At 69.0% G+C, this 14517-nt stretch carries 11 protein-coding genes; 6 read left to right on the forward strand and 5 right to left on the reverse strand.

Going from position 1 to position 14517, the window contains the following annotated elements:
• On the reverse strand, positions 1–1373 hold a 1373-nt coding region (locus ACSHSS_RS16455), incomplete at its 3' end, for an MFS transporter (RefSeq protein ID WP_445545240.1).
• Positions 1370–2107: a flavin reductase family protein gene (locus ACSHSS_RS16460; RefSeq protein WP_261532407.1), complete on the reverse strand. Its 738-nt coding sequence runs from the start codon at positions 2105–2107 to the stop codon at positions 1370–1372. The genes ACSHSS_RS16460 and ACSHSS_RS16455, both read right to left, overlap by 4 nt.
• A 194-nt stretch (positions 2108–2301) precedes the next feature.
• Between ACSHSS_RS16460 and ACSHSS_RS16465 the strand changes: the two genes are divergently transcribed.
• The gene (locus ACSHSS_RS16465; RefSeq protein ID WP_006397679.1) at positions 2302–2628 is read left to right on the forward strand and encodes a thioredoxin family protein; all 327 of its coding nucleotides are present in this window, start codon (positions 2302–2304) and stop codon (positions 2626–2628) included.
• A gap of 20 nt (positions 2629–2648) precedes the next feature.
• On the forward strand, positions 2649–3068 hold the full coding sequence (locus ACSHSS_RS16470; protein ID WP_006414922.1) for a secondary thiamine-phosphate synthase enzyme YjbQ: 420 nt from the start codon (positions 2649–2651) through the stop codon (positions 3066–3068).
• A gap of 24 nt (positions 3069–3092) precedes the next feature.
• On the opposite strand, the gene atsR is transcribed toward ACSHSS_RS16470, so the two are convergent.
• Genes atsR through ACSHSS_RS16485 form a run of 3 tightly spaced genes read right to left on the reverse strand, consistent with a single transcriptional unit; the run spans position 3093 to position 6306 of the window.
• The gene (gene atsR / locus ACSHSS_RS16475) at positions 3093–4898 is read right to left on the reverse strand and encodes a hybrid sensor histidine kinase/response regulator AtsR (protein WP_261532408.1); all 1806 of its coding nucleotides are present in this window, start codon (positions 4896–4898) and stop codon (positions 3093–3095) included.
• Entirely contained in the window at positions 4895–5395 is a 501-nt protein-coding gene (locus ACSHSS_RS16480) for a molybdopterin-dependent oxidoreductase (protein ID WP_164676420.1), read from the reverse strand. Before ACSHSS_RS16480 ends, atsR begins: the two co-directional genes overlap by 4 nt.
• A gap of 38 nt (positions 5396–5433) precedes the next feature.
• The gene (locus ACSHSS_RS16485; protein WP_261532409.1) at positions 5434–6306 is read right to left on the reverse strand and encodes a response regulator; all 873 of its coding nucleotides are present in this window, start codon (positions 6304–6306) and stop codon (positions 5434–5436) included.
• Positions 6307–7001: 695 nt separating this feature from the next.
• On the opposite strand from ACSHSS_RS16485, the gene ACSHSS_RS16490 reads away from it, so the two are divergent.
• The 4 genes from ACSHSS_RS16490 to ACSHSS_RS16505 all read left to right on the forward strand — a co-directional run bounded on the left by ACSHSS_RS16490 (position 7002) and on the right by ACSHSS_RS16505 (position 14447).
• A complete protein-coding gene (locus ACSHSS_RS16490) occupies positions 7002–10052 on the forward strand; it encodes an ATP-binding protein (protein ID WP_261532410.1) in 3051 nt (1016 codons plus the stop codon).
• Positions 10053–10079: 27 nt separating this feature from the next.
• The gene (locus ACSHSS_RS16495) at positions 10080–10361 is read left to right on the forward strand and encodes a hypothetical protein (protein WP_372587681.1); all 282 of its coding nucleotides are present in this window, start codon (positions 10080–10082) and stop codon (positions 10359–10361) included.
• Positions 10362–10663: 302 nt separating this feature from the next.
• On the forward strand, positions 10664–11338 hold the full coding sequence (locus tag ACSHSS_RS16500) for a response regulator (protein WP_105843493.1): 675 nt from the start codon (positions 10664–10666) through the stop codon (positions 11336–11338).
• Between the two features lie 103 nt (positions 11339–11441).
• Positions 11442–14447, forward strand: a complete 3006-nt coding sequence (locus ACSHSS_RS16505; RefSeq protein ID WP_261532411.1) for an ATP-binding protein — start codon at positions 11442–11444, stop codon at positions 14445–14447.
• Positions 14448–14517 lie beyond the last annotated feature (70 nt).

Raw genomic sequence — 14517 nt, forward strand, 5'->3', positions numbered from 1 at the left:
ACGCCACTGGGGCGTGGACTTGGCTGTTGGGTATTTCCGCAGCCTGTTAGGGCGGCTGCGCCGCCGCCGAACGCGTCGTACAGCGCGCCGAGCGCCGCGACGCCGAGCACGGCGCCGATCATCCGCGTGACATTCATCAGCGAGGCGGCCGTGCCGGCGCGCGCGGCATCGACCGCGCCGACGGCCGTCGCGGCGAGCGATCCGACCGCGAGCCCGAGCCCCGTGCCGGTCAGCACGAGCCCGCATGCCGCCCACGCGAGCATCGGTGCGCGTGCGTCGGTCGAGCCGGCCGCGCCGATGCCGATGACCGCGAGCCCGAGCCCCATCAGTGCGACGCCGCCGGCGCCGGCCGTGCGTGCACCGACACGCGCCGCGACGGCGCCGGAGCCGAACGAGACGAGCGCGAACGGCACCGACATCGGCAGCAGCGCGACGCCGGCGCCGGCCGCATCGAGCACGCGGTGGCTCTGCCATGCGAGCGGCAGCACGAACAGCATCCCGTAGCCGCCGAACGTCATCGCGCCGTTCGCGATCAGCATGCCGCAAAACGGGCGGTTCGCGAGCAGGTCGAGCGGCACGAGCGCGGCCGCGCCGAGCCGCCGCTCGACACGCACGAACAGCGCGACGGCGACGCCGCTCGCGGCGATCAATAGCGCGGCGTGCAGCGGAGCGTGACGCGCATCGATCGTCGCGAACACGATGCCGCCGATCGCGAGCGCGCCGAGCACCTGTGCGACGACGTCGAAGCGGCGGCCGTGCGGATCGGCCGACTCGCGCACCACGACTGCCGCGAGCACGATGGCCGCGACGCCGAACGGGATCACGATGCCGAAAATGCTTGGCCAGCCGAAGCTGCGGATCAGCACGCCGCCGAGCGTCGGCCCGACGATCATCGCGATGCCGCCGCAGGCGGCCCAGATACCGAGTGCCCGCGCGCGCTCGGCCGGATCGCGCCAGGTCACGCGCACGATCGCGAGCGACGCGGGAATCAGCAGCGCGGCACCGGCGCCCGCGAGCGCGCGGCCGGCGATCAGCACGCCGAGCGTCGGCGCGAGCGCGCAGACGACCGACGCGCCGCTCAGCAACGCCGCACCGGCGACGAAGGAGCGGCGCCGCCCGTAGAGGTCGCCGATCAGTCCGCCGGTGAGCAGCAGCACCGCATAGGCGAGGTTGTACGCATCGATCACCCATTGCAGCGCGCCGACGCGTGCGCCGAACGTCGCGCCGATCGCACCGGTCGCGAGATTGACGATCGCGGTGTCGATCTGCGCGATCAGCACCGCGATGCAGAGCGTCGGCAGCACGAGCCGGTGCCGCGCGGGCCGCGCCTCATCCGCAGCATCGCGCGACGCCGTGCGAGTCGGGCGCATCATCGCCGGTCTCCCGGCAGGCTGCCGTCGTTCACGGCGTGCACCGCGTTCGCGGCGTGTTGCGCATCGCGTGCGCGATCGATGTCGCGGCTGCGGTACGCGCGTTCCGGAATCTCGGCGAGCCGCGACGGATGGACCTGCTGCGCGTCGAGTCCGTAGAACTTCTGGAAGCTCATGATCAACGGCGACCATTTGTCGGGATCGATGCGGTCCGGTTCGCCGTCGACCAGCAGATCGGGATGCACGTGCACGCGCTGCACGCGCACTTCGAACAGGCCAATGCGGCCGCGCAGATCGGGCGCGTCGTCGCCGATCCCGTGTGTTGCGACGACGACCGCTTCCAGATGAACCGGACATTCGAGCGCACGCGGCGGCGCGACCGTATGCGATGCGATTTCTGTCAGTCCGGCCGTGCCGAACTTGTCGGCTTCGTACACGTAGCCCTTCGCGTGCTTCGATTCCGGCACGGGGTACGTGCCGGTCGTGCGCGCGATCCGGTCGACCGCATGCGCCTGCGCGGGCGACGGCAGATTCAGCACGCATTCGCGCGTGCGCAGCAGGTTGTGCGCGGTCTGCGAGCTGTTCGCGAGCCCGAGCACGCCGCGCCAGCCGAGCCAGAACGCGGATGACATCGGCGCGAGATTGGCGGTGCCGTCGGCGTTCAGCGTGCTGATTAGCACGACGGGCGTGCCGAAGTACAGGATGTTCGGTTCGGTGACGCGATGCGGCGCATGCATGGGCGGATTCCTCTCGACGATCAGCCTGCATGCTCCGCGCGCGGCGGCCGCGCGGCGCTCCGGATCTTGCCCTGTCATCCGGCCGGCCAGCGCCGACATCGGCGGGGCTTTTCCGCTACAGTAGGAAATCGCAGGTCGCGCAGGCCGGTATCCGGCGGCGCGACCAGGTTCGAGAATTGCTGACGAGGAACCCGATGCTCACTCCGCAACGCTATACCTCCAACGCGCCGACGCGCGCGGAAGTCGAAGCGCTGACCGGCGCGACCGTGATCGAATTCGGCGCCAACTGGTGCGGGATCTGCGCGGGCGCGCAGCCGTCGATCGTCGCGTCGCTCGCGGCGCATCCCGAAGTCCGCCATCTGAAGATCGAGGACGGCCCCGGCCGGCCGCTCGGCCGTTCGTTCGGCGTGAAGCTGTGGCCGACGCTCGTGTTTCTGCGCGACGGCGTCGAAGTCGCGCGCGTCGTGCGCCCGATCGACGCGCGGCAGATCGAAGCCGAAGGCTTCGCGGCGCTCGCCTGATCCGCACGGGACGACAAGCCATGCAACAGGCCATCCAGCACGTCGGCGTCGATACGCGAGGCCGCGGCCTCGTCGAGTTCACCGCGCGCGTGCGCGCGTTCGTCGATCAGCAGACGATCCGCACCGGGCTGCTGACCGTCTTCTGCCGGCACACGTCCGCGTCGCTGCTGATCCAGGAGAATGCCGATCCGTCGGTGCAGCGCGATCTCGAGCGCTACTTCGAGACGCTCGCGCCCGAGGACGCGACGCGCTACGAGCACGACACCGAAGGCGCGGACGACATGCCCGCGCATCTGCGCACGGCGCTCACGCAGGTGCAGCTGTCGATTCCGGTCGAGAACGGACGGATGGTGCTCGGCACCTGGCAGGGCATCTATCTGTTCGAGCATCGCCGCGCCGCGCATCGGCGCGACGTCGTGCTGCATCTGATCGGCGAGTGAGCCGCACGCGGGCGCGCGGCGACGTCAGCCGAGCAGCCGCTCGATCGCCGCGCCGAGTTCGCGCAGATGCACGGGCTTCGGGACGTATTCGTCGAACGCCTGCCGGTTCTCGCCGAGCGCCAGCGACTCGTACGCCGTGACGCCGAGGATCGCCGGGCGCCGCGCGCCGGGTGCACGCGCGGCGCGCAGCCGGCGCGCGATGTCCACGCCGCTGATGTCGGGCAGCTCCAGATCGAGTATCACGACGTCGTAGGCGATCTCGGCCGCGCGCGCGAGGCCTTCGCGGCCGGTGCCGCACAGATCGGCATCGATGCCGAGCGTCGCGAGCATCGCACCGAGCGTTTCGCGCGCGTTATCGTTGTCGTCGACGATCAGCGCGCGCGTGTCGCGCAGCGCGGCGGGCGCCGCACCGGCCGGCGCTTCGTGCGCGCTGTCGGCCGCGCCCGGCACGTCGACCGGCACCGTCACGACGAATTCGCTGCCCTGGCCGGCGACGCTGTGTACCTCGACGCGCCCGCGCAGCGTCGTGACGATTTCGCGCACGACTGCGAGCCCCATCCCGATGCCGTCGACGCTGAGCCCGACCGCATCGTTCGCGCGATAGAACGGCTCGAAGATCTTCGACAGATGCGCCTTCGCGATGCCGACGCCGGTGTCGCGCACGGCGATCCTCAGTTGCGGGCCGGCCGGCGCGTCGGTGCGCGTGATCGACACCGCGATCGAGCCGCGGTGCGTGTACTTGACCGCGTTCTCGACGAGATTCGCGAGCACCTGCCGCAGCAGCTTCCGGTCGGAGCGCACCGCGAGATCCGTAGGTGCGACGTGCGACGAGAGCGCGAGCCCTTTCGCGTCGATTTTCGGGCGTAGCGGATCCAGTACGTCGGCGAGCAGCGACGCGATGCGGACCGTTTCCGCATCGGCGAGCCGTTTCGTCGAGCGCAGCTTGATGTAGTCGGTCAGATCCTTGACGAGCGCTTCGAGCGACGCCGCCGAATTCTGCAGCCGCCGGATCGTCTTCAGGTTCGCGTCGGACTGCGGGCGCGCGAGGAGGATCTCGATCGACCCGCAGATCGCCTGCAACGGCGTGCGCAGTTCGTGGCTGACCATGCCGAGAAACGCGTTTTTCGCCTCGATCATCTCGAACGCGCGATCGGAGGCTTGCCGCTCGGCATCGAGTGCCGCGTTCTGCCGTTCTAGCAACGCATCGCGCGTGCGCATCGTGTAGAACAGCAGCGCGAACAACGCACACAGCAGCACGCCGAGCACACCGCCGAGCAGCAGGATCGTCCGCTGCTTCGCACGCAGCTGGTGGAACGTGAAGTCGCGCTGCGCCATTTCGATCGCGCGGAAGTCGTTCGCGAGACCGTTGACGCGCGGCCAGTATGCGTCGACGTCGGCCAGCACGCGCGGTGCTTGTTGCGGCGCCTCGCGCAGCTTCGGCACGTCGCGCTTCAGTTGCGCCATGAAGGCGCCGAGCGTCGCGATCTCGTCGCGCGCGCTCGGGATGCGCAGCCAGTATTCGGACACTTCGGACGGCCGCTCGAGAAAGCCGAACGACACGGAGAGGCTGTCGAGCTGCATCTGCAGCTTGTCGAAGTCGTCGTCCTGATGCGTTGCGTAGAGGATCAGCTGGCGGTTGAAGCGCGTATAGACGTTGCGGTATTGCGCGGCCGTCCAGAACACGCCCTCGCGCGGCCCTTCGAGCACGCCTTCGTTGACCGACGTCGCGAGCAGGTCCCACAGCAGGAACGCCCACGCGGCGAACCCGAGCAGCCAGACCGAGCCGAGAACGAGGATGACCTTCCGGTTACGCCATCGGCGGCGTGTCATTTCACCGTCAGCCCGACGACCTGCCATGCGAATTTCGCTTCGCCGAGCGGCGTCTTCAGCTCGTCCGGAAACCGGTCGCGCGGATACATGATCCACAGCGGCCCGTAGTTGTCGTTGCCGAGCACCTTGCCGTTCATCGTCCGCGCGAGGATCACGCCGTAACGATCGGCGTCGGATGCGGGAATCGTGAACGTGTATTCGTCGATGCAGCGGAATTCGATCTGCTTGCCGTGCGCGCCGACCGCCTTCAGCACGTCGGAGAGCCGCGGGCCCGTGAACGTCGAGACCGGCGTCCAGCTCGTCGAGGTGCGGATCGTGTGCTGCGGCAGCGCCATCAGCGCCGCCTCGGAAAACACGTACGCCTGCCGGCCGGACTGGTTGGTCTTCGCGATCTTGCCGTCGACGGTGAACGTAAACGGCGCGGCCCAGCATGCGGCGGCAAGGCCGAGCAGATACACGGCGAGCACGCGTTTGAGCCAGAGGGTCGTAGCTTGCATGTCGTTGGTCTCGTTGGGGTGGCGACGATGCGCGGCGCTCAGGTCCCGGCCGGCGCGACGGGCGGCACGATCTTCAGTTCGCGCGCCACCTCGGCGAACAGGATCGGCAGGCGCACCGGCTTTTCCTCGCAGCGCGCGTTGTAATGCGACACGATGTGCGCGATTTCGTCCTCGCTCGCTTCGCCGGTCGAAATCTTGCCGGTCAGCAGGAAGATCGGCGCATCGCCGTTCTCGCTCGCGCGGATCCCGCGCACCAGATCGGCGGCCGTTTCGTCGCCGAGCATCCAGTCGAGGATGTAGCCGTCGAAGTCCTCGACCGCGAGCGCTTCGCGGAACGCCTGGCCGTCATGATACGGAATCGCGTGCACGCCTTTTTCGATGAAATACTCGCATACCGTCTCGGCGACGTCCGGCGAATCGTCGACGACGGCGATCCGCGCGGCATACGCGTTCGGCCGGCTCGAGCGCAGCTCGATCAGTTCGACCGCATACGTACGGCCTTCGCGCGCGTGCCGGCGTTCGGTGACGATCCATTCGCCCTGCGACTGCACCGCGACGAATTCGGTGTCGATCTGGCTGCTCGCCTTCGTCGAGATCGCGGCCCGGCAGCGAAAGCGCCGCGATTCGATCACGAGCGTCGCGTCGATCATGTCGGCGCCGGCGGGCTGCGCGCCCTTGTCGTCGAGCAGCATCGCGGGCGGCACGCCGAAGTGCGTCGCGATGTCCTGCAATTGCGACAGGTTCCACGGGATCAGCCCCTTCATCTTGCGCGTGACGACCGAAAAGCTCAGGCCGAGCACGTTCGCGATCGTCGTGTTGTGGCTGCGCGGCGCGATGCCGTTCCGGTTCAGCAGATCGCGCACCTTGTTCGCGGTGATCAGATCGACGTTGGCCTGCTCGCTGTTGGGCATTGTGGTTGAGTTTTCCGGTAGTTGGCGACGGAGAGCATAGCAAAAGTGACGCGTCATGCAAGCTTGGGATGAGCGCTCGCCTTGACATGTGCTGTATCTCGATTATTATTGCGCATCACGTCACGATTGTATGTCGCGTCATGTTTGCGCACGACGGCGACGACGATCGACACCGCACCTACCGTGGCGCGGTGCCGTGACGGAACGTTTCCGGCAGAGAACCTGAGAGAGCCCTGGACTGCGTGCCGGCGCCGGCGGATTGCGATTCGCCGCGCCGCGCGCAAACCGGCCGGGCGGCCGGCCGCGGCCGGCATGCCGCGTGCGATTCGCGTTCCGTCTTCCCTATCCCGCCTTCCCCCGATCATCGCGAGACTACGCGAAGCACGCTCGATTACCGCTCCCCGAACCGCCGTGCGCTGCCGTTTGCATGCCATCTGCATCGACCTGCGTTCGACCGACTCCGCGATCGCGATCGGCGTGCGCGCCGTACGCCCTCCCTACGCGCGATACATCGTTCAAGTCCGAACTCGTCTGTCCAGCCAATCAGACGAGTACTAAACCGTTGATTCAGAACTGTTTTTCTCGTCGCCGTTTGGCATGATCGACCCGTTTTCGTTTTTGTACGGTTTCGTTCATGCGATGCACGGCGGCCCGGAATGCGCGCATTCCGGGCGGCGTGCCGCCCGCGCTGTGTCATGCCCGACAGTTCGCTCCAATCGATCCGACGCTATCAGAACATTTCGATGTTCGGCGGCGGCATCGTCGTCACGGTCCTGATCCTGATCGCCTGTGCGCTCGGGATGGCATCGATCGTCTACGGCTATCTCGACGGCGAGCGGCGCAACTTCCTCGCGGGCTTCGTGCAGACGCTCAACGAAATCAAGGTCAGCGAGACCTCGTTTCGCAATGGCGTATCGAACGCGCAACTGATCTGGCGGGACATCGACCGTGCGCCGGACGACGTCGTCGACGCCTTCTACGCGAGCGATCAGCAGATCGCGATCACGCCGTATCCGTCGGTCGTGTTCGGCGTGCCGGGGCAGACCGTCGACCGGCGCGAAGTCGCGCGCTACCTGTCGCTGTCGGTGCTGCTCGCGCGGATCTGCGCGGCGAGTTCGATCAATCGCGGCTATGCGCTGATCGGCTATCACTACAGCACGCGCACCGCGATGTTCGGGCTCGTGCCGAACTCGCGCGGCGACGGCGCCGGCCTCGCGACGCCCGACGAACGCGCGCGCACGCTGGACGCGCTGCGCATCGATTTCGGCGACGCACCGCCGAGCGCCGGCCACGGCCGTCCGCACGTGCGCTGGCTGCCGCCGTTCATCGATCCGGTGTCCGGCGAACGGCGCATCCGGATCGCCGCGCAGGCGCAGGTCGACGGCGAGCCGTTCGCCGTGCTCGTGACCGAATACGCGCCCGATTATCTGCTCTCGTGGGTGCCGTCGAATGCGGCCGACGGCACGTTCTTCGTGACCACGGCCGACAACCGGCTCGTCACGGCCGGCCCCGGCGTCGCGCAGGACGACGCACGTATCGCACGGCTGCTCGATCTCGACGTCGCGCGCGAGCCGGGCGATGCCGACGAGCCGGTGTTCCGCGGCGGCCATGTCGTGTTCCGCGGCACGCTCGACAAGACCGGATGGACGCTCGCGTATGCGCTGTCGTGGACGCACATCGTCGCCACCGTCGCGTTGCGCGCGGGCCTGCTGCTCGGCGCGTCGCTGCTGACGATCGCGATCATGTGGGTGCTGCTCGTGCGCTTCCATCATCGTGTGCTGACGGGCGTCTATGCACGCTCGCAGCGCGTGTTCGACAGCGAATCGCTGTGCCGCAGCGTGATCGAGATGTCGCCGATCGGCCTCGGCCTCATCTCGCGCGCGGACGGGCGTTTCATGCTCGTCAGTCCCGTGCTCGCCGAACGTGTCGCGCGACTCGGCTGCGATTGCGGCACGCTGTCCGCGCAGATCCTCGCGCAGTATCGCGCCGGCGCATCGAACGCGCCGTTTCAGATCGAACTCGTGCTGTCCGACGCGCAGGCGGCGGCCGGCGCCGATGCGCCGCCGCTGCATCTGGAAGTGATTGCACGCGATGCGCGCTATCAGGCGAGCGACGTGCTGATCGTCGCGGTCGTCGACGTGACAGCGAAGCGGCAGCTGGTGCAGAAGCTCGAGGAAGCGGTGCGCGCGGCCGACTCCGCGAATGCGGCGAAATCGTCGTTCCTCGCCGCGATGAGCCACGAGATCCGCACGCCGCTGAACGTGATCCTCGGCAATCTCGAACTGCTCGAGCGCTCGGTGCTCGACCTGCCGCAGCGCAGCCGCGTGCAGACGCTGCGCAATGCCGCGTCGGGGCTGCTCGAGCTCGTCAGCGGCATTCTCGATTTCACGAAGGTCGAGGCCGGCGCGATGCCGGTCGAGTCGATCGAATTCGATGCGATCGGCGTGATCGCGCGCGAGTTGGGCGCGTACGCACCCGTCGCGAAGGCGAAGGGCTTGCCGCTGTTCTGCGAGATCGCGGCGAGCGCGTCGCAGCGGATGCGCGGCGATCCGACGCGGCTTGCGCAGGTGTTCGGCAATCTGCTCAGCAACGCGATCAAGTTCACCGCGCACGGACACGTGACCGCGCGCGTGCGCGCCGTGCGCGGCGAATGCGGCACGGCGGAACTCGCGATCGCGATCGAGGATACGGGGATCGGCATCGGCAGCGCGGATCTGCACAAGCTGTTCCGTGCGTTCTCGCAGGTCGACGCGACGATCGCGCGCCGCTACGGCGGCACGGGCCTCGGGCTCGCGCTGTGCGATCGCCTCGTCACCGCGATGGGCGGCCGGATCGCCGTGACGAGCGCGCCGGGCGCCGGCAGCTGCTTCACGGTGCGGCTGCCGCTCGGCCTCGACGTCGAGCCGATCGCGGCGCCCGTCGCGTGCGACGCGGGCACGCTGCTGCTGGTCGCGCGTCAGGCGGAATGGCGGCAGTTCGCGCTGCCGCATCTGGCCGCGTGGGGATTCGACGTGCGCGTCTACGCGTGTCCGGCGCAGATACCGGCCGCGCGCTGCTCGAGCGCGAGCGCGATCGTGCTGTTCGGCGACGCCGACGAGTGGCCGCGCGACGCACTCGATCGGCTCGCCGGCAGCGCGCCGGTCGTGCTCGCGACGCCGGACGGCCCGCTCGAGCCGGGCCGCGTCGGCCGCATGATGCGCGTGTCGAGCTACGCGCTCGGCGCGCTGCGCGCGGCACTCATGCCGGCGCGCGACGGCACGGCGGCGATCGCGCCGTTCGATCGCACGGCCGAGCCGGCCGTCGACGGTCGCACGACGATGCGCGTCCTGCTCGCCGACGACGCATCGGTGAACGGCACGATATTGCGCGAGCAGCTCGACGTGCTCGGCTGTGCCGTGCACGTCGTCGGCCTCGCGGGTGCAGCGCTCGACCTGCTGTACCGCAGCGACTGGGATCTGCTGCTGATCGGCACCGATCTGCCCGACATGGCCGCATGCGCGCTCGCCGAAGCCGTGCACGCGCGCGGCATGCCGTGCAGCGTCGCGATCGTCACGACGCATCTCGCGCCGGACGACGCACGCCGCTGCGCGGCCGCGAACGTGCAGAGCGTATTGACGAAGCCGGTGACGCTCGTGCGTCTGCGCGGCGTGCTCGCAGGTGTGGCGCGACGTCGCGGCAAGCATGTCGACGACGTGGAACGACAAGAACAGGACATGGCGCAGCTATCGCATGACGGCATCGCATGACGTGCCGCCGCGTGCGCGCTGCCGCCAATGTCCGACGTATCGAAGGCAGACCGTCGCCGCCGTCCGGGCGCGGCGCGGATTATTTTGAGGCGGAGAGAGACCGTGCACCATATGGAGAAAGTCATCGCGCTGCTGCTCGACTTCGCGATGCTTCCGGAGAAGTCTCGGCGAGAATTTCTCGCGAGCATCAACGAGTTTCTGATCATGTCGCCGTTGCAGCGGCGGCATGCGATCAAGGCGTGGAAGCAGGCCGCCAAAAACGCGCGACGCGAGGCCGGGATGGCCGGCGAGGGCGCGAACGGCCGTTGAAGGTGCGTACGCAACGAATTGCACCGGCGCACCTGCGCGGCGCGGCACGCGGTCCGCCCGCGATGCCGCGCACGCGTACGCTGCGGGCGCACGGCGTTCGCATGATCGCGGCGATCTGCGCCGGTCGGCCCGTTGCGCGTGGCGCGCAAGCGGTTCACCGATGCTATTGTCTGGATATTTGATGCTGCTTGCCTGTCCGATCCGTCGAACCGGCGGAGCCGCCGAACGGGTCAGGCCGCACGGCGCGCGGCCGATGACGGCCATGAGCGAGCACATCGCCGAAGCCGGGGAGAACAGAGACCATGGATGAATTCTGCGTGCGGGTGATGGTGGCGGACGACCACCCGTCGTCCGCGATCGGCATGTCGAAGGTGTTGGCCGAAAGCAGCACGATCGAGCTCGTCGGGACCGTATCGAACTCGACCGATCTCGTCGCGGCGCTGGAAGAGAAGCCGAGCGACGTGCTGGTGCTCGACTACGTGATGCCGGGCGGCAAGTTCGGCGACGGGCTCGTGCTGCTCTCGTTCCTGCAACGCCGCTATCCGGCGCTGCGGATCGTGACGATCACGATGATCGACAACCCGAGCGTGCTGCACGCGATTCGCCGGCAAGGCGTCGGCTGCATTCTGAGCAAGTCCGACGCGATCTCGCATCTGGTCGGTGCCGTCCACGCCGCGTTCGTGTGTGCCGATTATCAGTCGCCGCACATCCGGCATCTGCTCGACAGTGCGGGCTCGTCGGTCACCGAGCGGCGGCTCACGACGCGCGAAATCGAAGTCGTACGCCTGTACGCCGCGGGCATGACCGTCGGCGAGATCGCCTCGCAGCTGCATCGCAGCAAGCAGACGATCAGTTCGCAGAAAGCGAGTGCGATGAAGAAGCTCGGCATCGTCCGCGACGCGGATCTGATCCGTTTCGCCGACGAGGGCATGCTGCCCGATCCGGCGGCCAATATGCGGCGGAAGGCCCGGCCGTGATCGCGCCGCACCGCCGCCTGGCGCACGCTGCGGCAGCAGGCGCGTGCGCGACGATCGTTTCCACCGCCCCGGCGCCTATGCGCCTTCCGCAGCAGCCGAGCGTATGCCCACGGAACTGAAAAAGCTCGCCGCGCGCAGCGCGTCCGCCACCGTCAAACGATTCGAGCCGGCCCGCGTGCGCCGTCAGCAGCGCGCGCTGCTGTACGGCGGCGGGGCCGCCGTCACCGTGTTCATTCTCGCGTGCGCGGTGCTGATCGTCTTGCTCGACGTGTCGGACTTCCTCGCGCGGGCGCGCTCGGCCTTTCTCGGGCGCGAAGCCGAACTGCATGCCGAGCTGCAGGTCGCGAACGCGCTGCTCACGCATCATGCGGACAGCATCGAGATGTTCGAGCGCACCGACCCGCGCGCGACGCCCGCGCAGCTGCGCCGGCTCGACGACGCGCACGGCCGGCTGATCGTCAGCGGCCGCGCGGGCTTGCCGTCGACGGCCGTGCTCGCGGACCTCACGCGCGATCGCGGCGCCGCCGCGTATTCGCGGTACGTCGCGCTGCTGTTTCAGCAGACCGACATGATCGCGGTGTCGATGCCGCACACGATCAACGCGGGGCTCAGCGCCTATCTGATCGGTACGCACGGCGACTTCATCGGCATCGTCGGCGTCCAGCCGGTCGGCCGGCTGGCGGGCCGGCTCGATGCGATCGACATGCATGCGCTGATTCGCAGCGTCGAGCCGCGCCGCGGTATCGGCGTGCCGCTGCGCACGATCGACGGCCGCGACGACGCGCTGCTCGACACGCGCGACGATACGCTGCTCGGCCGCCCCGTATGGCGACTGTCGCGGCCCGTGCGCGATGCGTCCGGGCAGCCGGTCGCGTGGCTCGTGATCAACACGCGCGCGCAGGTCGGCACCATCATGAAGCCCGACTATGCGGACGACGCGCATGCGCTCGTCGACGCACGCGGAATGGTCGCGGTCGGCGCGCCGGTCGAGGCGGCGCTCGTCGAGCGCGCGCTCGCATTCGCGCGTGCGCCGGGCGACGTGCGTGCGGCCGTGCACCGCGTCGGCACACGCTTCGTGATTGGCGATCGTCTGCCCGAATCCGATCTCGTGTTCGTCACGACGTTCTCGTGGCGCAGCATCGTCGAAGCGCTGGCGGTGTCGCTCGGCGTGACGGCCGGCGCGGCGCTGTTCGCGATCGCCGCGCTGTGGCTCGCGATCGTCGCGTTCGATCGGCGCGCGCTGCGTCCGGCATATCGTCGCGCGATCCGGCTGATCGAAAGCGACGCGCTGAACCGCGCGCTGATCCGCACCGCGCCGGCGGGGCTCGCGCTGCTGTCGCTCGCGGACGGCGACGCCATCGTCAGCAACGAAACGATGGCGCGCTACGAGCGGCTCGCGTCGGGTGTGCCGCTCGGCAAGCGGCTGTGGCGGGCCTATCGCGAGCAGCGCGACGCAGGCGGCTACGCGAAGGTCGTCACGTGCGAGCTGCCGATCGATCCGGACCGGGCCGATACGCCGCACATCGTCGCGAACATCATGCGCACGCGCTATCGCGGCGTCGACGCGCTGCTGTGCACGCTGACCGACATCACCGCGCGCAAGCAGATGGAGCAGAAGCTGCACGAGGCGCGCGTCGCCGCGGAGTCGGCGAACAAGGCGAAGTCGACGTTCCTCGCGACGATGAGCCACGAGATCCGCACGCCGCTGAACGCGATCGTCGGCAACCTCGAGCTGATGGCGCGCGCGCCGCTCGCGCCGACCGAACGGCGGCGGCTCGACACGATCGCGTCGTCGTCGGATGCGCTGCTGCGGATCATCGACGACGTGCTCGACTTGTCGAAGGCCGAGTCGAACCAGATGACGATCGAGCGCATCCCGTTCGACGTGCGCGACGTGCTGGACGACATCGCCGCGTTCTATCGCCCGCTCGCGAGCGCGAAAGGGCTCGAGCTGACGTGTCGCATGGCGCCGGAGCTGGCCGACGGGTATGTCGGCGACCCGGTGCGGCTGCGTCAGATCGTGTCGAATCTCGTCGACAACGCGATCAAGTTCACCGAGCGCGGCAGCGTGTCGATCGATGCGCAACGCGTGGTGCGCGGCGCGGGCGGCGCGCGCGTCGAGATCCGCGTTGCGGACACCGGGATCGGGATACCGGCCGACAGCCTGCCGACGCTGTTCGACGTGTACATCCAGGCCGACGCGTCGATTTATCGCCGCTTCGGCGGCACGGGGCTCGGGCTGCCGCTGTGCCGGCGCATCGCGATGCTGATGCACGGCGATCTGACCGTCGACAGCCGCGAAGGCGAAGGCACGACGATGTGCGTGACGCTGCCGCTACCGGAAGCGCCGCCGAACTGGCGCGCCGCGCAGCCGGGCACGACGACGCAAGACGCGCCGGGCAGCGCCGATGTCGCGCGCGACGCAGCGCCGATTCGCGTGCTGGTCGCCGAAGACCATCCCGCGAGCCGCGCGCTGCTGCGCGATCAACTGGAAGCGCTGCATCACAGCGCGACGATCGTCGAGAACGGCATCGAAGCGATGCGCGCGTTCTTCGAAGCGCCGTTCGACGTCGTACTGACCGATCTCGGAATGCCGGAACTCGACGGCTATGCGCTCGCGAATTTCCTGCGCGAGCAGCGTGCGGGCGTGCCCGTGATCGCGATGACCGCGCACGCGACGGAGGACGACTATCGTCGCTGCGAGCAGGTCGGTATCGCGGAGCTCGTGCTGAAGCCGCTGTCGATCGCGGTGCTCGATGCGGCGCTGACGCGACACGCAGGCCGGCGCGCCGCATCGGCGCGCGATACGGCGGAAACCGCGCACGACGCCCCGCCCGTGCTGTCGGACGACGTACGCGACACGCTGCGCGCGGCGACGCGCCGCTCGATGGCATTGCTCGACGACGCGGCGGCACGCGGCGATGTCGCGACGCTGCGGCTCGAACTGCATTCGATGCGCGGCGGTTTCGCGCTTGCCGGCGATGCCGACGCGTGTGATGCCTGCGCGGCGATGGAGCGCGCGGTCGAGGCGGGCACCGTCGACGCGAACTGGCCGGACTTCGAGCAAGCGATCGCGCGTGCGCTTGCCCGGCTCGACGCCGACGTGTAACGCGTCGCACATACCAGGCAGCGTGCGACGCGCGACACACGGCGCCCATCGCACATCGCGCCCGCGGCCG

The organism is Burkholderia sp. BC1, assembly GCF_052683555.1.

Bases quoted from the DNA above. Each gene is read 5' to 3' on its own strand.
- ACSHSS_RS16470 (WP_006414922.1), top strand. From the start codon at position 2,649: ATGCAACAGGCCATCCAGCACGTCGGCGTCGATACGCGAGGCCGCGGC.
- ACSHSS_RS16505 (WP_261532411.1), top strand. From the start codon at position 11,442: ATGCCCACGGAACTGAAAAAGCTCGCCGCGCGCAGCGCGTCCGCCACC.
- ACSHSS_RS16480 (WP_164676420.1), bottom strand. From the start codon at position 5,395: ATGCAAGCTACGACCCTCTGGCTCAAACGCGTGCTCGCCGTGTATCTG.
- ACSHSS_RS16460 (WP_261532407.1), bottom strand. From the start codon at position 2,107: ATGCATGCGCCGCATCGCGTCACCGAACCGAACATCCTGTACTTCGGC.
- atsR (WP_261532408.1), bottom strand. From the start codon at position 4,898: ATGACACGCCGCCGATGGCGTAACCGGAAGGTCATCCTCGTTCTCGGC.
- ACSHSS_RS16495 (WP_372587681.1), top strand. From the start codon at position 10,080: ATGTCCGACGTATCGAAGGCAGACCGTCGCCGCCGTCCGGGCGCGGCG.
- ACSHSS_RS16490 (WP_261532410.1), top strand. From the start codon at position 7,002: ATGCCCGACAGTTCGCTCCAATCGATCCGACGCTATCAGAACATTTCG.
- ACSHSS_RS16465 (WP_006397679.1), top strand. From the start codon at position 2,302: ATGCTCACTCCGCAACGCTATACCTCCAACGCGCCGACGCGCGCGGAA.
- ACSHSS_RS16500 (WP_105843493.1), top strand. From the start codon at position 10,664: ATGGATGAATTCTGCGTGCGGGTGATGGTGGCGGACGACCACCCGTCG.
- ACSHSS_RS16485 (WP_261532409.1), bottom strand. From the start codon at position 6,306: ATGCCCAACAGCGAGCAGGCCAACGTCGATCTGATCACCGCGAACAAG.